The 18325-nt window shown below is 69.2% G+C and carries 17 protein-coding genes; 12 read left to right on the top strand and 5 right to left on the bottom strand.

The genetic code is table 11. The annotated features are described in order from the left end of the window. On the bottom strand, positions 1-781 hold a 781-nt coding region (locus IT306_20855), incomplete at its 3' end, for a transposase (GenBank protein MCC7370876.1). An 80-nt stretch (positions 782-861) separates the two neighbouring features. Here IT306_20855 and IT306_20850 point away from each other — a divergent pair. From IT306_20850 to IT306_20835, 4 genes are read left to right on the top strand one after another with little or no spacing between them, the layout of a single operon-like run. Next, positions 862-1290, top strand: coding sequence for a UvrD-helicase domain-containing protein (locus IT306_20850; protein MCC7370875.1), 429 nt, complete (start codon positions 862-864; stop codon positions 1288-1290). A gap of 29 nt (positions 1291-1319) precedes the next feature. Continuing rightward, complete coding sequence (locus IT306_20845) at positions 1320-1766, top strand: hypothetical protein (protein MCC7370874.1); 447 nt, start codon at positions 1320-1322, stop codon at positions 1764-1766. Then, positions 1763-2254 (top strand): hypothetical protein, encoded by a 492-nt coding sequence (locus tag IT306_20840; protein ID MCC7370873.1) that lies wholly within the window; start codon positions 1763-1765, stop codon positions 2252-2254. Before IT306_20845 ends, IT306_20840 begins: the two co-directional genes overlap by 4 nt. Next, positions 2248-3228: a Uma2 family endonuclease gene (locus IT306_20835; GenBank protein ID MCC7370872.1), complete on the top strand. Its 981-nt coding sequence runs from the start codon at positions 2248-2250 to the stop codon at positions 3226-3228. The genes IT306_20840 and IT306_20835 overlap by 7 nt, the downstream gene beginning before the upstream one ends. Positions 3229-3265: 37 nt before the next feature. On the opposite strand, the gene IT306_20830 is transcribed toward IT306_20835, so the two are convergent. Continuing rightward, on the bottom strand, positions 3266-4102 hold the full coding sequence (locus IT306_20830; protein ID MCC7370871.1) for an SDR family oxidoreductase: 837 nt from the start codon (positions 4100-4102) through the stop codon (positions 3266-3268). A gap of 258 nt (positions 4103-4360) precedes the next feature. Here IT306_20830 and IT306_20825 point away from each other — a divergent pair, with 258 nt between their 5' ends. From IT306_20825 to IT306_20810, 4 genes are all read left to right on the top strand, one after another. Beyond that, on the top strand, positions 4361-5128 hold the full coding sequence (locus IT306_20825; GenBank protein ID MCC7370870.1) for a helix-turn-helix domain-containing protein: 768 nt from the start codon (positions 4361-4363) through the stop codon (positions 5126-5128). Then, complete coding sequence (gene rimO / locus IT306_20820; GenBank protein ID MCC7370869.1) at positions 5106-6551, top strand: 30S ribosomal protein S12 methylthiotransferase RimO; 1446 nt, start codon at positions 5106-5108, stop codon at positions 6549-6551. Before IT306_20825 ends, rimO begins: the two co-directional genes overlap by 23 nt. A 132-nt stretch (positions 6552-6683) precedes the next feature. Further along, positions 6684-7748: a recombinase RecA gene (recA, locus tag IT306_20815; GenBank protein MCC7370868.1), complete on the top strand. Its 1065-nt coding sequence runs from the start codon at positions 6684-6686 to the stop codon at positions 7746-7748. A 320-nt stretch (positions 7749-8068) separates the two neighbouring features. After that, the gene (locus IT306_20810; protein ID MCC7370867.1) at positions 8069-8755 is read left to right on the top strand and encodes a RecX family transcriptional regulator; all 687 of its coding nucleotides are present in this window, start codon (positions 8069-8071) and stop codon (positions 8753-8755) included. Here IT306_20810 and IT306_20805 read toward each other — a convergent pair. Together IT306_20805 and IT306_20800 are read right to left on the bottom strand one after the other, a co-directional pair. After that, the gene (locus IT306_20805) at positions 8724-9044 is read right to left on the bottom strand and encodes a hypothetical protein (GenBank protein MCC7370866.1); all 321 of its coding nucleotides are present in this window, start codon (positions 9042-9044) and stop codon (positions 8724-8726) included. The two genes, IT306_20810 and IT306_20805, sit on opposite strands and share 32 nt — an antisense overlap. 165 nt (positions 9045-9209) lie before the next feature. Continuing rightward, positions 9210-10286, bottom strand: coding sequence for a sigma-70 family RNA polymerase sigma factor (locus IT306_20800; protein MCC7370865.1), 1077 nt, complete (start codon positions 10284-10286; stop codon positions 9210-9212). Between the two features lie 744 nt (positions 10287-11030). Between IT306_20800 and IT306_20795 the strand changes: the two genes are divergently transcribed. From IT306_20795 to IT306_20785, 3 genes are all read left to right on the top strand, one after another. Beyond that, positions 11031-11405 carry a hypothetical protein gene (locus IT306_20795; GenBank protein MCC7370864.1) on the top strand — a complete coding sequence of 125 codons (375 nt, stop codon included), beginning with the start codon at positions 11031-11033 and terminating at the stop codon, positions 11403-11405. A 108-nt stretch (positions 11406-11513) separates the two neighbouring features. Then, positions 11514-12935 carry an MmgE/PrpD family protein gene (locus tag IT306_20790; protein ID MCC7370863.1) on the top strand — a complete coding sequence of 474 codons (1422 nt, stop codon included), beginning with the start codon at positions 11514-11516 and terminating at the stop codon, positions 12933-12935. A 224-nt stretch (positions 12936-13159) separates the two neighbouring features. Further along, positions 13160-15148 carry a glycosyltransferase family 39 protein gene (locus tag IT306_20785; GenBank protein ID MCC7370862.1) on the top strand — a complete coding sequence of 663 codons (1989 nt, stop codon included), beginning with the start codon at positions 13160-13162 and terminating at the stop codon, positions 15146-15148. A gap of 16 nt (positions 15149-15164) precedes the next feature. On the opposite strand, the gene IT306_20780 is transcribed toward IT306_20785, so the two are convergent. Next, entirely contained in the window at positions 15165-16805 is a 1641-nt protein-coding gene (locus IT306_20780; GenBank protein ID MCC7370861.1) for a hypothetical protein, read from the bottom strand. Positions 16806-17058: 253 nt separating this feature from the next. Here IT306_20780 and IT306_20775 point away from each other — a divergent pair, with 253 nt between their 5' ends. Beyond that, positions 17059-18039 (top strand): B12-binding domain-containing protein, encoded by a 981-nt coding sequence (locus IT306_20775; protein ID MCC7370860.1) that lies wholly within the window; start codon positions 17059-17061, stop codon positions 18037-18039. Positions 18040-18325 lie beyond the last annotated feature (286 nt).

Raw genomic sequence — 18325 nt, 5'->3', positions numbered from 1 at the left:
TGCGGCGTGGACGGCCACGCTGCCCCGGTCGGCGGCGGCCCGGGCGTGCCCACAGCGCCGCGTCCGGCCGCAGGCGACTGAGGACGTGGACGTTCGCCGGTCGGCCTTCCAGGAGTGGGCGGGCGGCATAGGCGCTGTCGACGACGGCGTAGACGGGCCGACCGTCGGCCCAGCCGGCCACGAGAGCGACCAGTTCGCGGGCGAGCGCCAGCTTGGTCGGACGCGGGTGCGCCGCATGGGCCTTCTCCGCCGCCTGTTGCCGGGTGCCGCGACGTGGCCGACCGGGGGCATCCTTGGTGCCGCCGCGCTTGGCCCCGACGTCCAGGCGGAACAGCAGTGGCAGCGCGAACCCCCGCGGGTCGCCCGTCGGCAGCGGCACCCAGAGCGCCAGCACCACCCAGACGTGCCCGAAGCTACAGAACGGCTTCCGCGCGCTCGACAGCAAGGGGCCATGGTGCATGGTCGCCAGGCTGACCCCCTTGCCCGTCTTGCGCGCCAGCGTATCGTCGACCAGCACGAACAGCGGCTGATCGGCCAGGATCCAGCGCAGCGCCAGCCGGAAGACCACCTGCCCCAGCGCGTCCAGGCTCCAGGTCGCCCGACTGAAGAACCGATGGAACACCGAGATGTGGCAACCGTCGACCCCGCCGGACGCCACCGCCACCGCCACCGCCGTGATCGTCCGCCGACCCACGCAGTGGATCCAGCCGGCCACCGGCAGGCTGAACGTCCGATAGCTCGGCGCGTGAAAGCACGGCTCGAATGCCACGAGCAGCCCCACGAACGTGCTCGGTAAGATGATTTCCGACAGGGCTCCCTCGCTTCTGGAGACTGGACATCCCCAGAGTCCACGAGGGGGCCATGTTCCGTCAACTCATTGCCGATCCGCCTCCAAAATGGCGGAAGTTGCGTCTAGTCTTCTACCTCTGTGCCGACCCTGGCGCCGACCTGCCGGCCGACTGGCGCGACATCACCCTCGTGCCCGGCAAGCTGTTTGTCGTCGGCGATCCGAAGCAGAGCATCTATCGCTTCCGCCGCGCCGATATCGGCATCTACGACGATCTGCTCGAACGGCTTGCGGATGGCCGAGTCCATCTGGTCCAGAACTTCCGATCCGTGCCGCCGGTGCTCAACTGGGTCAACCACCACTTCGAACGTCACATGCGACCGACTCCTCGCATCCAGCCGCAGTACGTGGATTTGCATCCACGTCGCGCGCCGTTCGACGGGCACGACCGTCGCGGTGTCTATCGTGTCGGTACGGCTATGGGGGGGACACCAGCGACGTAGCAGCCGCTGAGGCGAGGACACTTGCAGGCGTGGTGCAGGCGGTTGTCGATGAGGGCTGGCCGGTGCTTGGGCAGGATGCGTCAGGAAACTCTGAGGTCCGCGCGCCAGGCTATGCTGACATCTGCATCCTGATGCGGACGTGGACTCACCTGCCCTCGCTCGAGCGACCACTGGAGGACGCTGGCATCCCATATCGGGTCGAGAGCGGTGCCCTGCTGCTGCGAACCCAGGAGGTCTGTGATCTGCTGGCCGGACTTCGTGCCATCGACGATCCGTCCGATCAGGTCGCGCTTATTGGGGCGCTGCGTTCCCCGGCGTTCGCCTGTTCTGATCCGGACCTACTGCGCTGGGTAGAAGGCGGTGGCCGCCTGGACTACGAGCAGCCGGGCGACGGTCCTGACGGCCCGGTCAAGTCGGCACTGGCTGTCTCTCGGAATCCCACGCGCGGCGCTATCAGCTATCCCCGCCAGCCTTGATCGAGGCGTACATCGGCGAGCGGCTGCTGGCGGCCTCGGCGTTCGGCGAGCACCGTCCACGTGAGTCGTGGCGTCGGCTGCGCTACGTGGCCGCACGAGCCCGCCAATTGGCGTCTAGCGGGCGGCACTCGTTGCGGGCGTTTCTCGACTGGATGGACGGTCTGGAGCCGGCCGAAGCGCGCGACGCCGAGACTGCTGGAGCTGAGCCAGACGAGGCGGCCGTCCGAATCCTGACCATCCACACGGCCAAAGGGCTGGAGTTCCCCATCGTGCTGCTCGCCGGGCTGGGCTCGGCAGGGCGTGGGCCCAACGACGGCGTCGAAGTCATTGCCGACCGCGCGACCGGCAGGCTGGAGTGCCGTGTCGGCAAAGAGTGGCGAACGGCGAGCTTCGCGTCGGCACAGGCGCATGACGCGAAGCTCGCCGACGCCGAGCCGTGCGGCTGCTCTACGTTGCCGCAACTCGGGCGAGGGACCATCTGGTGCTGAGCCTGTATCGGACTGCGCGCGCCACCAGCAGCCCTGCCGCCCTCATCGAGACGTACCTTGCTGGGACCAACGGGCTCTGTCACACGCTTCAGATTGAGCGCGACGGCACGGTCTCGACTGCCAGCGATAGAGAGCCCGACACAGAACAGCACGCAGCCACCTGGGGCGAGGCAGAGGAGGAGCGCTGCCGGCTGGAGGGTCGGCGCCGCCTGATCGAGCAGCTCGGCATCGAGCCCCGCGTGGTCGATGGCGACGCCGCCATGCTCCTGTCCGATAACGAGGACCAAACTGACGAGCCGTCAATGTCGGCTGACGCAACGTTCGCCCGCGAGGTTCGTGCCGTCGTCGGGCGGTCGACGCCTGACCGCCTGCGCCTCTACGGCGACGAAGCCCCTGACGCCGTCGCGACGGCACAGCGGATCATAGCCAGCATGGCATTCAGAGAGGCGGTCGCCCATCCGACCTGTCGGCGCGACGTGTCGCTACTGGCCGTCGTCGACGGGACCGTTCTCGACCTGACAGCCGACCTCGTCTACGACACCGAGGAGGGCGTGGTGTTGGTAGCGTTCGATTTCGCTGATCCTGCCATGGGGGACGGAGGTCGCCAGCGTACACTCGCGGCGCGACTCGAGGTGGCCGACTCAATCGAGGTGGCCGACTCGACGGTGGCGTTCGACCTGGGGCAGAAGGCCGACCTGTACGCCCGCTACGGTGTCCCCGGGCTCTGGGTGCTCGATCTCCCCGCTGACCGCGTCGTCATCCACCGCGAGCCGACCGCCGATGGGTACGCGAGCGTCGAGGAGCCGCGGCGGGGCGCGTCGGTCAGCCCGCTCGCGTTCGCAGACGTCGGCTTCGCCATCGACGAGCTGCTCGGCACGCCCCAGGCTGCCGACAGCGCAGCCGATGACGACGATGCTGACGACGAGGACGCAGACGACGAGAATGTAGACGACGAGGGCGCCGACCGGGAGTAGTCGGCCGCCCGTCGTCGCGCCGGGGTCAGGCTTGGGGTCAGGCCGGCCAGAGCTGCGTGCCACCGTCCACCCGGATCACCTGGCCGCTGATGAACGGCCCCGGATCGGAGACGAGGAACGCCACGGCGCGCGCCGTCTCCTCCGGGTGAGCGTAGCGCTCCAGCGTGTCGGTGGCCTCCAGGCGGGCCGGGTCCGCCTGCCGAGTCGCCAGGAAGCGCGGCGTGACCGTGCCGCCGGGCGCGATGCAGTTGACCGGGATGTTGTACGGCCGCAGCTGGGCCGCCAGGCAGCGCGTGTACTCGTGGACCGCCGCCTTGGCCGCCGCGTAGATGACGCCCTCGGCGCGGCCGGCCAGCCCGCCGATGCTGCCAAAGGTCACGATCCAGCCCTTGCGCCGGTCCATCATGCCCGGGGCGACAGCCTTGCAGGTCAGGATGCAGGAGAGCAGGTTGCGGTCGATGACCGCCTGCACGTCCTCAATCGGCACGTGAACGGCGTCATTCGGGTCCGGCTTGCCGCCGCCAGCCGCCATCGTGCCGCCGGCCCCGATGTCGCCGCCGGCGTTGGCCACCAGGATGTCGATCTGCCCGTAGTGCGCCGTGATCTCGCCAACGATCCGCTCGACCGCGTCCGGATCGGTCAGGTCGCCGTAGACCATCTGGACCGGCGCGCCGCTGGCCTCGGCGATCTCCTCGACCACGCTCTTGAGCGAGTCTCCTTCCCCGAAGGCGCGCGTCGAGGTTGGCGAGCTGCCGTGGACCACCAACGATGCGCCAAGCTGTCCGAGATGCGTGGCGATCACCCGCCCAAGCCCGCGCGACGAGCCAGTCACCCACGCAACCTTGCCCGCCAGTGGCGCTTGCGACACCGACATGGTGCCCTCCAGATGACAGAAGAGTCGGCATGCGTCGGCGCAGAGCGGCCGGTCCACGGTGCCGTCGGCATAGGGTAGCGGCCCGGCCGCCGTTCCGACAGGTGGCGCGCGACAGCCTCTCGGGTTGACACTCCCAAAACAGCCTTCCTATAACCCGTTGCCGCTCACAGGGTGTGCGGGATATCGGGCTATGCTGGCACGCTATCGTCAGTCTGGGCAGCGCGTCGGGTCACGCGACGGCTGCCCCACGGAGCGGTTTTGGGAACGTTCGGGCAGACGCTGCGTCAGGCGCGCGAAGACCTCGGCGCTTCGCTCGCAGATGCCGAGCGCGAGACGCACATCAGCCGCCGCTACTTGCAGGCACTCGAAAACGAGGATGAGGAAGCGCTGCCGGCGGCGGTGTACACGCGCGGCTTCATCAAGATCTACTGTCAGTACCTCGGGCTCAACCCCGACGGCATGGTTGACCTGTTCGGGCCGCGGCAGGCGCTGGTGGACAACGTCGCTATCCGGCCGATCCCCGCCGAGATCAGTCAGCCGCGCAGCGTGCCGGTGCGTCCGGCCGTTGCCGTGGCCGGGCTGGTGCTGGTGTCGTTGCTCGCGGTCTACCTGTGGGGCCAGTATACTTCGTTCCAGGAGAACGTCGGTCGAATCGAGACGGCCCCGACCACGCGCACGTCGAGCACACCGTTTGCCGCGGGCGCCACGCCCTCTCCGCAGCCGACCGTACTCGCCGGGCCGTCGCCAGGTCCGGCCGCGTCGTCGCCGGGGCCGGCCGCGCCAGTTCGCGGCCTGGTCGTGGATGCGAGAGTGGTCGAGCGGACCTGGATGGAAGTGTGGGTCGACGGCCGCTCGGTGATGGCTGAGACCGTGCAGAGTGGATTTTCACGGTCGTTCACGGCGGAACAGCAGGTCCGGATGCGCGTTGGGAACGCGGCCGGCGTGCAAGTCGTCGTGAACGGCGCGACACAGGGGCCGCTCGGGGCCCGTGGGCAGGCAGTAGATGCGATCTGGGGCCGACAGTAGCGGCGCGCGGCAGGACGACGGCAACACACGGGACACACCCCTCGACCTTCACGCGCTTGACGGGCGGCGCTTCGCCCTGGTCAGCCTCGGCTGCGCCAAGAACACCGTCGATTCCGAGGGCATCAGCCAGCTGCTGGTCGGGCAGGGGTTCGAGCAGGTCGAGGAGACGACGGACGCCGATCTGCTCGTCGTCAACACCTGCGGCTTTATCGACGCGGCTCGCCAGGAGTCCATCGACACGCTGGTCGAGCTGGGCGGCCTCAAGCGGCCCGGCCAGAAGCTCCTGGCGACCGGCTGCCTGACCGAGCGCTACTCGGACGAGATCGCACGGGAGATCCCCGAGATCGACGCTATCGTTGGGGCGCGCAACTGGCGAACCGTCCCGACGTTCGCGCGCGAGCTGACGGTGCTGCCGGCCGAGCCGCGTCAGCCGGGCAGCTCGCTCGACCTGATGGCGATTGCGCCGAAGGGGACCATCGATCTCCAGATGCCGAAGCGCGTCGCGACCGGCCCGAGCGCCTACGTCAAGATCTCCGACGGCTGCAACCAGAAGTGCGCCTTCTGCGCCATCCCCAGCATGAAGGGGTTGCTCGCCAGCAAGCCACTGGATCTGATCCTCGACGAGGTCGGCGAGCTGCTGGCGCAGAACGTGCGCGAGGTCGTGCTGGTGGCCCAGGACAGCACGAACTACGGGCGCGACTGGGGCGAGCGAGACGGGCTGGCGACCCTGCTGCGGGCCATCACCGACCGTTACCCCGAGCTGCCGTGGCTGCGCGTGATGTACGCCTACCCGAGCCACGTCACGCAGGCGTTTCTCGAAGTGATGGCCGAACGGCCACAGATCTGCCGCTACTTCGACATGCCGCTCCAGCACACCCATCCGGAGACGCTCCGCCGGATGCGCCGGCCGCACCGCCCCGTGGACGAGCTGCTCGGGTGGATCCGGTCGGTGGTGCCGGACATCACCGTTCGGACAACCTTCATCACCGGCTTCCCCGGCGAGACGGAGGCGGAGCACACGTTCCTGGTGAAGTCCATCGAGACGCTGGGGTTCGGGCGCGTGGGCGTCTTCCTCTACTCGGACGAGGAGGGGACCGCCGCCTTCGACCAGCCGAACCGCATCGCGAAGAGCGTCAAGATGCGCCGCCGGCACGAGCTGATGGCGGCGGCGCAGGAAGCCTCGCGCCGCGCCAACGCCGCGCTGGTCGGGACGGTCCAGGATGTGCTCATCGAGGGCGAGGGCGAGCTGGACGGCCGCGCGGTGCGGGTGGGCCGCAGTCGTCGTGACGCGCCCGAGGTGGACGGCATCGTCTTCGTGGACGGCCCGGGATCGGTGGGCGAGATCGTCCAGGTGCGCGTAACACAAGCCCTTGACTACGACCTCTTAGGACAGCCGCTCGGCGTGCCCGTAGGATCGTCGTAGTCTCGCTGTGATCCGTCCCGATCCCCTAAAATTAGAACAGACGTGCTATAATCCACATCACCGGGAGGGCGAATGCCGCCGCGGCGCACCAAAGACGAGAGCCCGGCCGAGCCGGCTCCACCTCGGGGAGGCATGATGGATAAGGACAAGGAGAAGGCTCTTGAGCTGGCGGTGAGCCAGATCGAGCGGCAGTTCGGCAAGGGCGCGATCATGAAGCTTGGCGAGGCGCACTCGCGGCTGGCGGTCGAGGCCATCCCGACGGGAGCCATCGCCCTTGACATCGCGCTCGGGGTCGGCGGGGTGCCGCGCGGCCGGATCATCGAGATCTACGGCCCCGAGTCCTCGGGGAAGACGACCATCGTCCAGCACATCATCGCCGAGTGCCAGCGGCAGGGCGGCGTCGCGGCCCTGATCGACGCCGAGCATGCGCTCGATCCGGTCTACGCGCGCAACACCGGGGTGAACATCGACGAGTTGTTCATCTCGCAGCCGGACACGGGCGAGCAGGCGCTGGAGATCTGCGAGGCGCTGGTCCGCAGCGGCGCGGTGGACATCGTGGCGGTGGACTCGGTGGCGGCGCTGGTCCCGCGCGCGGAGCTTGAGGGCGACATGGGTGACACCCACGTCGGCCTGCAGGCCCGCCTGATGTCGCAGGCGCTCCGCAAGCTGACCGGCGCCATCAGTCGCTCGAAGACCTCGGTGATCTTCACGAACCAGCTGCGCGAGAAGGTCGGCGTGATGTTCGGCAACCCTGAGACCACGCCGGGCGGCCGGGCGCTGAAGTTCTACGCCTCGGTCCGGCTGGATGTGCGCCGTATCGACTCGATCAAGGTCGGGACGGATGTGGTCGGCAATCGCACGAAGGTCCGCGTGGTGAAGAACAAGGTCGCGCCGCCGTTCAAGGTGTCCGAGTTCGACATCATGTACAACGAGGGCATCTCGAAGGAAGGCGGCCTGCTGGATATGGGCGTCGAGCTGGCGCTGGTCCGCAAGTCGGGGGCGTTCTTCTCGTTCGGGGACACGCGCCTGGGCCAGGGCCGTGAGAACGCCAAGGACTTCCTCCGCAAGAACACCGAGATCCGCGACGAGATCGAGCGGTTGATCCGTCAGCAGACGCTGGCCGCGCGGGTGGTAGTGACGCCGCCAGTTGCCGAGAACGGCGCGCTGGCCGAGGAAGAGCTGGTAGACGCTTTCTAGGAGTGGGGCGTCGGGCGTCGGTGATGGTGAAAGCGTGCAAGTTCCAGCTGTCATCCTGAGCGCAGCGAAGGACCTCACCCGCTGACCGTCAGCGCTCACCCATCTGCTGACGCTCGAAGTTTGCGTCAGCGGTCAGCAATGAGTCTGTCATCCTGAACGAGCGAGCTTGCGAGCGACGTGAAGGATCTCCCAACCGTGACAGTCAGCGGGTGAGATCCTTCGCTGCGCTCAGGATGACAATTTCGAGTCGCGTGCTCTCACCAAGAATTCCACGACCCACGACCCACGACCCACCACCCACCACCCACGGCCCACCACCCATGACTCGAACGATCACCGCGATTGAGCAGCAGGAGCGGCGGGGCGGACAGCGCTCGAACGTCTTTCTGGACGGGCGCTACGCCTTCAGCCTGAGCACCGAGCTGGCCATCACGCTCCACGTCGGCGAGTCCGTGTCCGAGACGCGCCACGCCGAGCTGGTGATGCAGGATCAGCACGTGCGTGCCTACGACGCCGCCCTGCACTTCCTGGGGTCACGCCCGCGCAGTGAGCGCGAGATCAGGGATCGCCTCGCCCGCCACGAGTATGACCGGCACGTCGTCGATAAGGTTATCGAGCGGCTGCGGCGCATCAAGCTGGTGGACGATGCCGCCTTCGCCGCCTACTGGGTCGAGCAGCGGGCCACGCACCGGCCGCGCGGCGCCCGGCTGCTGAAGCAGGAGCTACGCCAGAAAGGCGTCAGCCAGGACGTGGTGGCCGAGGCGTTACCGGAGGACGACGACGAGGGCGCGTACCGGGCCGCTGAGCGCAAGGCCATCAGCATGCGCGCCCTCGACGAGCGCACCTTCAAGCAGCGGCTCGGCGGGTTCCTGCAGCGGCGCGGCTACGGCTACGAGACGGTGCGGCGGGTCGTGGGCCGGCTCTGGGCCGAGCACGGCGGCGGAGGCTCAGCCGAAGACGCTCCTGAGGATGACGTCACTCCTGAGGATCTGGAAGCCGACCGCTGAAGGTGTGCAGGTCGCCGTTCTTCAGACGGAACCGGACCTGCGAGCGCGTCTGCTGCTTCGCCAGCCGATCCCAGGTGATGCTCTCCAGCTCGTGGAGCAGGAACACCAACGGCGCAGTCTCCGGGGGCGCGGGCGGCTCTGGGATCAGCGTGATCGCCTCGTCCGTGAGGCTGCCAAGGCGCCAGTGATCCATCGAGAGGATCAGCGAGCCGTCAGCGCCGCGCCGAATCAGGTTCAGCGAGACGTCGGCCAGGATCTGCGCGGCGGTTGTCGGATCGATCGGTTTCATACGGCTGTCCAGGGGTAGAGGCTAGGTTGTCCAGGGGTAGAGGCGCGGGCCGTGGCGCAGGGGCGGCGGCTGCTCCCTGAATCGTAGCAGGCCCAGGACGTGCGCGAGGGCGGCCCAATCATGCGCCGCCCTCACTGTTGCGCGTTCGGATAGCTCGAAGCCAGGCTATTCGAGGTATTCGGCCAGCTTGAGCCGAAGGTTCGGGCGTCGGAGCTTGGCGATGGCCTCGGCTTCGAGCTGACGGACCCGCTCACGGCTCACGCCGATCACCTGTCCGATCTCGCCGAGGGTCCGGGGCCGCTGGTCCGAGATGCCGAAGCGCATGCGGAGCACCATCCGCTCGCGCGGCGTCAGCTCTTCGAGCGCGTCATCCAGGTAGTCAGACAGGAGGGTGCGCTCGGCCACATCGGCCGGGGCCTCTTCCTGCTGATTCGAGAGCAGATCCCCGAGCGTGTTCTCCTCGTCGCTGCCAACGGGCGTCTCCAGAGAGATCGGGTTGGCAGACGCGCGGAAGGCCTCGCGGACCTTCTCAACGGTCATGTCCATCGCTGCGGCCAGCTCCTCGACCTTCGGATCGTGGCCCAGCTTCTGCTGCAGCTCCTGGTACTTGCTGTAGACATGGCCGATCTGGTCGATCATGTGGACCGGCACGCGGATCGTGCGGCTCTGGTTGGCGATGGCCCGAGTGACGGCCTGCCTGATCCACCAGTAGGCGTAGGTCGAGAACTTGAAGCCGCGCCGGTAGTCGAACTTCTCGACGGCCCGGGAAAGCCCCAGGCTGCCTTCCTGAATCAGGTCAGAGAAGGGGAGACCACGGCCCAGGTAGCGCCGGGCAACGGAGACGACGAGCCGGAGGTTCGACTCCATCAGCGTGGTCCGCGCGCCGTTGCCGATCTCGATCTCGGCTTCGAGGAACGCCAGATCGTCGGCGTTCTCGGGCGGGCACTCCTTCATCCGAGCCTTGGCGATCTCGCCGCGCTCAAGCTTCTGGGCGAGATCGACCTCCTGCTCGGCGGTCAGGAGAGGAATGCGGGCGATGTCACGGAAGTAGATGCCGAGCGGAGAATCGATTCCACTCTCTGAAGCATCTGACGCCGCCGTGGTCGGCGTGGCCGGTTCCGCCTCGGCCTCGACGTGCAGTTGTTCGAGGTCGTTCGGATCGGGTCCGAGGATCTCTGCAGCGTACCCGTCACGGTCGTTGGACGCGCCAGCGTCGCTCAGTCGAAGGTCGTCGATAATCATCGCTCGTGCTTCATGTCCTGGTGACGACGCGGAGCACCCGACAGGGCCGGGCGGCCGCTCCCATTGAAGGCAATCAAGCGGGGCATGCAGATACGCTTTTCCAGACAGAACACCGCCCGATGACGGTTCCCTGCCACACCCCATCGTGAGACAGGCAGCACCAACGCTACCCCGGCCGGCCCTTCACGCCGGCCGCGCGGTCCCATGCCGCATCCGCGTCGTGAAGCCCGGCCCCCAACCTGGCCGGGCTTACGACAGGGGACCAGCGACGAGTCCGCCTTGCGTAATCCCATGGGCGATCAACTCTCCTTCGTCAACAACGTCGAGGCGTGCCACCCCTCCGTGGCATGCTCGCGGAGCAAAACGACCGTGGTATAGAATCGCTCGACGGCCGATTCGGTCGCGCAGGCAGTAGATGCACGAGAGCACCGCGCGAACACGTCGAGTGATGGTGGCGAGGCGACGGCCTGGACCGAGGCGTTGTCCGTGAGGCGGCTCGTGCCTTGTGTACGGGGCACCGCTGCTCGGCTTCGACTGAGTCGTCGAGCAGACAGGGCCGGTTCGCACAGAGCTGGCAGGGGCACGGTGCTCCACGGGCGCAGGAATCAGGGTCCGGCTGCACGGAGCGGTGGTCTCCGCGCACGCCTGTTCCGAGTCTAGGACGAGTTGGTCTCCCTGTCAAGCCTGCTCGTGTATTGCCGGCAGTTTGCGGGCGCCCAATCGCCCCGTAGAGGAGTTCATGAGATGATCTGGAGCGTCAGACGCTCAATCGTTATGGCACTGCTGACTGGCGGCCTGCTGCTGGGCGGCCCGGCGGCGGCCGACGCCTCCGACCGGACCGCCTTCCGTGGCTGTGTCGAGACGCGGACGGATACGTCCATCACGCTGTCCACCAGTGGCAACGAACACGTCACCGTAGACACCACCTGGATCGCGCCGAACACCCTGAACAACGTCCTGGTGGATTGTGTGACAGTCACCGCCGTCACCGTCGACGGGCGCTACGTGGCCGAATCCATCGAGGCCGGCGACGAGCAGAGCGAGGCGACCGCGGACCGTCAGCAGCGCAACCGCGAGCGTGACGACCGCGACGACAAGGGCAGCCAGAAGAACGACTAGCCAGCGAGGCCGGTTGAGCGCCTGCAGTGCACCCAGCCGAGCATGCCTGACGGGCGCTTCCTGGGGCATCATCTTCTTGCAGCGCACCGCGGGAAAGGGAGCCTCTCGATGACCGCCGAGCTACGGACGCCAGCGTCGGCGCACAGCGCGCCAGTCAACGGACAGCGGCCGGCCCTGCCGGACGCCAGCCTCTCCCAGCAACTGGCTGCCCTCGTGGCGGCCACGCGCGCCGACGACATCCCAGCCGACGTGCTGGAGAACGCGGCGTGGTGGGTGCTGGACTGGCTGGGTGCAGCCGTCGCCGGCCTGGACAGCGCCCCCGGCCGCATCCTGGTGGAGCACACTGGCGGCCAGCCGGCGAGCGGCGCATCCTGCATCGGCCTGCGCGAGGGCCGCTCGGCGCAGGTGGCGGCCCTTCACAACGGCGCCGTCTCACACGTCGTCGAGATGGACGACGTCCATCGTGGGGCCATCATCCACCCGGCCGTGGTGGTGGTGCCGGCGGCGCTGGCCGTGGCCGAGCAGCGCGGGGCATCCGGCCGCGACTTCCTGGCGGCCGTGGTGGTGGGCTACGAGGTCGCGATCCGCGTCGGGGAGTCTGTCGGCAAGACCCACTACTTCCACTGGCACAACACGGGCACCTGCGGCGTCTTCGGCGCGGCCGCGGCGGCCGGCTGGCTGCTTGGGCTGGACGAGGAGCGGCTGACCTGGACGCTCGGAAACGCCGGCACCCAGGCCGGCGGCCTCTGGGAGTTCATCGCCGATGGGGCGATGTCCAAGTTCCTGCACGCCGGGCGCGCGGCGGCAAACGGCGTCCTGGCGGCCGAGCTGGGAGCGCTCGGGTTCACGGGCGCGCGGAGGATCCTCGAAGGACGGCAGGGCTTCTTCGCCGCGACGGCCCCGGACGGCGATCCGGCCACCGTGACTGCCGACCTGGGACAGGGCTGGAAGCTGCCGGGCTCGTCGATCAAGCCGTACCCCTCGTGCCGGCACACCCATGCCGCCGTCGACGCGACGCTCGCGCTGCGAGAGGCGCACGGCCTGAACAACGCCGACGTGGACGGCATCGAGATCGACGCCTACCAGTCCACCATCGACCTGACCGACAATGCGACCCCGGCCACGCCGTACGCGGCCAAGTTCAGCGTCCAGTACTGCGTGGCGCGCGCCCTGGCCGACGGCGCGGTGAAGATCGCCGATTTCAGCCCGCGGCGGATCTCCGAGCCGGCCGTGCGAACGCTGATGCAGCGGACCGTCGTGCGGCTGGATCCCGACCTCGACGCGCGTGCGCCGGCCCAACTGCCGGCCCGGGTCCGCCTCACGCTTCACGACGGTCGGACCGTCGAGGAGACGATCCTCGACGCCAAGGGAGACCCCGAAGCGCCGCTCACCCACGCCGAGCTGGCCGCCAAGTTCCTGGACCTGATCGCCGGCACGGCGTACGCAGGCCGTGGGCAGGCGCTGCTGGCGACGATCACGTCGCTGGCCGAGCGGCCCGACGTGCGTGGCTTGCTGACACTGCCCGCCTGATGGCGTCCACCCCGAAAGATCGGGCTGCACCTCCCGGCAAGGTCTCATCCGCCATCCCTGCAGCGGAGAACCTCACCCCCCAGCCCGCTGCGCGGCGCAAATATCGGCTGCGCCGACATCCTCTCCGGCGCGGAGAGGGGGAGAAGATTTCCACCTGCGCCACCCCTGGGCGTGGGGGTGGGGGGGCGAGGCTGTCCGCCGGAGGTGGGGGCAGCATCTCGCGGGTGAGCCTGCTGGTCGCGCTGTTGCTGACCCTCGCCGCGCTGCCGCCGCGGCTGCTCGCGACCGACCGCTTCGTCACGACTGATGAGCTGTTCTGGGTCGGGCGGGCGGCGGCCTTCGGGCGGGCCATCGAGACCGGGCAGTTCTCAGGCACGTTCCAGACCGGCCATCCCGGCGTCACCACGATGTGGACGGCCTGGCTCGGGATGGGGGGTCTCGCGTCCGATCTCGCGCCCTCCCGCAAGGAGGTTTCCCGACGCGAGGTGAGCCAGAGTCCCGCGTTCCTGCCCGGGTTGGCGGCGGCCAGGCGCGCGTTCGGCGTGGTGACGGCGCTGGGGATCGGGCTGCTGACGCTGCTGGCATGGCGGCTGTTCGGGCCGGGGCCAGCGGTCCTCGGCGGGCTGCTGCTGGCGCTGGATCCGTTCTTCCTGGCCCACTCCCGCCTGGTCCACATCGACGCCTCGCTGACGCTGTGGCTCTCGCTGGCGGTGGCCGCCGGGTTGGCTCGCTGGCAGGGCGGCGGCCAGTGGACGCTCGTCCTCTGTGGCGTCGCCGGCGGCCTCGCGCTGCTCTCCAAGTCGCCGGCGCTGATCCTGGTCGGGCTGATGCCGCTGATCCTGCTGCCGTATCGGGGCGTCAGGCTGGATCGCACGCGGTTGCCGGGCGCCCTTCGCGATCTGGCGGTCTGGGGGCTGATCGCGGCGCTCACCTTCGTGGTGGTCTGGCCGGCCGTCTGGAGCGACCCGACCGGCACAGCCAGCCGCTTCCTGGCCTTCGTGCGCGACAATTCGAACCCCGACAACGCGGCTGCCGCCGACGATCGAGGCGTCGGCGTCTGGTTCTATCCGCTGGTCTTCCTGTTCCGTGCGACGCCCCTGATGCTGGTCGGGCTGCTGGGGCTGCTGCTGCCGCCCTGGCGTCGGCCTGAGGGCCGGGCGAGCATCATGTTGCTGGTCTACGCGCTCGGGTTTGGCGCGGCGATGACGGTGGCGGCGAAGGGCTTCGACCGCTATCTGCTGCCGATCTTCCCGGCGCTCGACCTGTTGGCCGGGCTGGGCTGGTGGCGGCTGGTGACCCTGGCGGCCGAGACGGTCGGCGCGCGGGCTGGCCTGCTGCGCCGTCAACTGGCCGGTGGCGCGGCCGTCGGGCTGCTGTTCGCCGCCTCGGGCGGCTGGTGGATCTGGTCGGCGTGGCCCTACGAGCTGACCTACGCCAATCCGCTCCTGGGAGGGAACCCGGCCGCCCACCGCACCATCGCCAGTGGCTGGGGTGAGGGGCTGGACGCTGCCGCCCGCTACCTCAACGAGCGGACTGCTGGGAGTCGGCTGCGCGTCGCCATGCCCGGCGAGATCTACACGACGGTCCTCGACGCGCAGTTGAACGGCACCGTGGCCCCGGCGGAAGGGTACGATGCCGGCGTGGCCGATGCGCTGGTGGTGTACCTGCGGAACAACCAGCTTGGCGAGCGCCCGCCGTACTTCGACGAGGAGCTGCTGGCCTGGACGCCAGAGTACACGGTGATCCTGAACGGCGTACCGTACGCCTGGGTCTACTCGACGCGGGCCGGCGCGCCCGTTGCGGCCACCTTCGGCGACGTCCTGTCGCTCGACGGCTACGGACTGGATACGGCGACGCCGCGCGTCGGGCGTCGCCTGGAGCTGCGCCTGCGCTGGCGTGCGCTCCAGACGTTGCCGGCCGGGCTGGGCATCGTGGTCGAGCTGCGGCCAACGGGCGGGGGCCGTCCGGTCCGCCTGACGCTGCCGCTGGAGCCGACCGGCGAGCCAACCCGCTGGCCGGCCGAGGAGCGCGTCTCGGTCAGTTATCAGCTGCCGCTGGACCCTGCGCTGCCGGCCGGCGACTACCTGCTCGCGGTGCGCGTGGTCGGCGCGGACGGCGAGCAGGCGCCGGTCACCACCCAGCCCAGGCGACCGGCAGGCGTGCCATCCGAAGCGGATGCCGTGCCCCTGCGCCGGGTGCAGGTCAGGCCGTAGGAGCGCCGGGTGTGCGCTACGGCAGGCCCGCGCCGCCGCCCACGAACGTCTGCCACTCGCCGCAGTCGTCGACGATGCCCAGCGTCGCGGAGAACGCCTGGCTGTTCTGGACCCGCTGCACGTAGAAGTGCAGCGACTCGCTGCCCTCGTCGATCTCGACAGTCGGGCCGGCCGAGCGGTAGGTGTCGCCCTGCACCTCGATGCTGGCGTTGCTGAGCGTCACGATCCGGAGCGCGTGGAGTGAGTTGTCTGGGACGCCGACGCTGTTGGTCGTCTCGATGGTCACCTTCAAGCGACCGTTCTGGCCGCTGACCGGCTGCGTCAGTACGGCAAGGCTGGGGCGCGGCAGGCACATCGGGTTGACGGTCGGCACGGGCGTCGGCGTGTTGGTCGGGACCGGCGTGCCGGTGGGGACGGGCGTGAACGTGCCGGTCGGCGCTGGCGTGAGCGTGTTGGTGGCCGTTGGGGCCGGCGTCTCGGTCGGCTCCGGGGTCCTGGTCGGCCTGGGCGTCCGGGTGGGGGCCGGCGTCTCGGTTGGCTCGGGCGTGGTGGTCGGCGTGATGGTGGCGGTGGGGGCCTGCGTCGTGGTCGGAGGCGGCGTGCCCGTGGGGGACGGTGTGTTGGTGGCCGGCAGGGTGCCAGTCGGCGTCATGGTCGGCGCGGGGATCGCCTGCCCGCTGCCGCCGTCGATGACCAGCGAGGATACGTCCACGGCCTCGAAGCTCGCGCCGAAGACATCTTCAAGCTCGGCCAGAACGCCCTCGTCCCAGCCGGGGTGGGGCGCGCCGCTGAGGCCCCAGGCCGGGCCTGGCTCGGCCAGGAACATGCCGTAGCGCTGGAGCGCCACCAGGATCACCTGGGCGCGTGGCGAGTACGCCGCCGGATTCACGGTCGCACGGAGTCGGAAGCGCGCCCCGGCCGGCGGCAGCTCCGGATCGGAGCCGTCGGGGCCGCCGTGACGGGCGGGCCAGAGGTGGCTCTGCCCGATGCGCGGCGCGGTGAAGCGGAGGGCGTGGGTGATCTCGCCGTGCTCGACTTCCTCGAAGCGCGCCAGCCCGGGGAACACCGGCAGGCCGGCCGTGTCCGCCGAGCCCCAGCCATCCGGCCGAAGGTCGTTGGAGCCGAGGTCGAAGAGGGCGCCGGCCGACGCCTTCCAGGAGGCCGACCCGGTCTTCTGCGCGCCGCGCAGCTCGGCCAGCACGCACCGATCCCTGTCGACGACAATCAGGCGGCCGTCGTCAGCATCGATGGCAGCATCGTCGGGCACGCGGTACGGCCCGGGGTCGCTCTCGGAGGCCTTGTCGATCTCGATGGACGCGGCGGCGGTCGACCCGGCGACGGTCTGATACGGGATGCCATCGGTGGCGCTGAAGACCGCGCGCAGCCGCTCGGTCTCGCCGATGCTGCTAACCCAGGCCGCCGAGTCCGGGTGGACCGGCAGCGTGTCGATGCGCTGGTTCCAGGCATTGTCGGCCGGGAAGACCTTGCAGCCTGCCGCGTCGGCGGCGACCGTCGGCGTGTCGAACAGGCGAAAGGCGTGGCCGTCGCCGAAACCGGGGGCAACCACACGCAGGGCGAGGGCTGCGCTCAGCGCGCCGAGCCCGAACAGGAGACGCAGGGACCGCTGCCGCCGCGGGTGCGGCGTCGTGGGAGGCATGGTGTTCACGCCCCAAGAAACGCCGGCCCACGGCTGAGAGTGATGGCCGAAGCGTCAGGCCGCTGTCAGAGTCTCAGGCGGATGGCGGCGTCCGCGGCGGGCATTGCGAGATCGAGCAGGCATGTCGACACATTTCTAGCTAACGAATATACTCCTGAGCGCGCGCCCCGGATCTCTGGCAGCGGTGATCGTCCAGGACTTGACTGTGCAAAGGGTTCCGGAACGGTGTGCAATACAGTACGATGAACTGTGTATGACCGTGTCGTCCGATCTCGAGCTGGAAGAGGTCGTCCGCGCATCGGACCGACCGACCTACAACACCGCCGCTGTCGAGCAGCGGACGGGGTTGCGGCCGGCCACGTTCCGGGCCTGGGAGCGCCGCTACGGCTTTCCGAAGCCGCGCCGCCTGCCGGGCAACCAGCGGCTCTACTCTGACCAGGACATCGCGGCGATCCGCTGGCTGCAGCGGCGCACGGACGAGGGGCTGTCGATCAGCCACGCCATTCGGCTGTTGCAGGAGCGGCTACGCGAGGGCCTGATTCCGACGCAGCCGCCGGCCGATGGGCCGGCTGGCCGTCCGCCGGCGGCCCTGGCCGAGGATCTCGGGCGGACGCTGATCGCGTTCGATTCCAACTCCGCCGAGCGCATCCTCAACGAGGCCTTTGCGATGTATCGCGTTGAGGACGTCTGCATGGACGTGATCGCGCCGATGCTGGTGGAGGTCGGGGAGCGGTGGCATCGCGGCGAGGTGAGCGTCGCCACCGAGCATTTCGCCACCAGCTTCGCTCGCCGCAAGCTCTTCTCCCTCATCAACGCCTACGAGACGGGGTACGGACGCAGCCTGATCTTCACGGCCTGCGCGCCCGAGGAATGGCACGAGGTCGGCGCCCTGATGGTATCGCTGTTCCTGGTGCGGCACGGCTTCCGGCTGCGCTATCTCGGTCCGAACCTCGCCACTGACGGCCTGGGCGAGACGTTGCGGGCCCAGCAGCCCGATCTGCTGATCGTGTCGGCCACGTCCTACGAGGCGGCGGATCGGGTGCTTGAGCTGGACGCCGTGCTGACCTCGCTCCCCGAGCCGCGCCCGGTGCTGGCGTACGGCGGCCACGGCTTCGACGACGAGCGTCGCCGACACCTGGTGCACGGCGTGTACCTTGGCGAGGACGCCCGCGCGGCCGTCCAGATCGTCGAGCGGCTCCTGGGCGCCAGCACGAACGGCGCCGCGCGCCACTAGTGGCCCGTCAGTCGTGAACGACCGAGTCGGGTCACTCGATGCTTCCCCCGTCATCCCGAGCGGAGTGAGCGTGCGAACGCAGTCGAGGGATCTTCCTCACGCCAAGAAGGAGAAGATCCCTCTCCGCTCGTGCCTCGCCGCGGTCGGAATGACGGACGGGTGTGCTCGTTCCTCAGGGCGATTGCATGTTCATTGGTGTCCCCGAAGCATCATGGAACGGGCGGTCGGGGACTGAAGTCCCCGCCTACCATCCTGCAGTCGCTGCGCGACGCTCCAGTCGCACCAG

Source organism: Chloroflexota bacterium (assembly GCA_020850535.1).
In the GTDB taxonomy this organism is placed as follows: Bacteria; Chloroflexota; UBA6077; order UBA6077; family JACCZL01; genus JADZEM01.
Note: the sequence above shows the minus strand (reverse complement) of the source record. Positions and strands in the feature narration are given on the sequence as shown.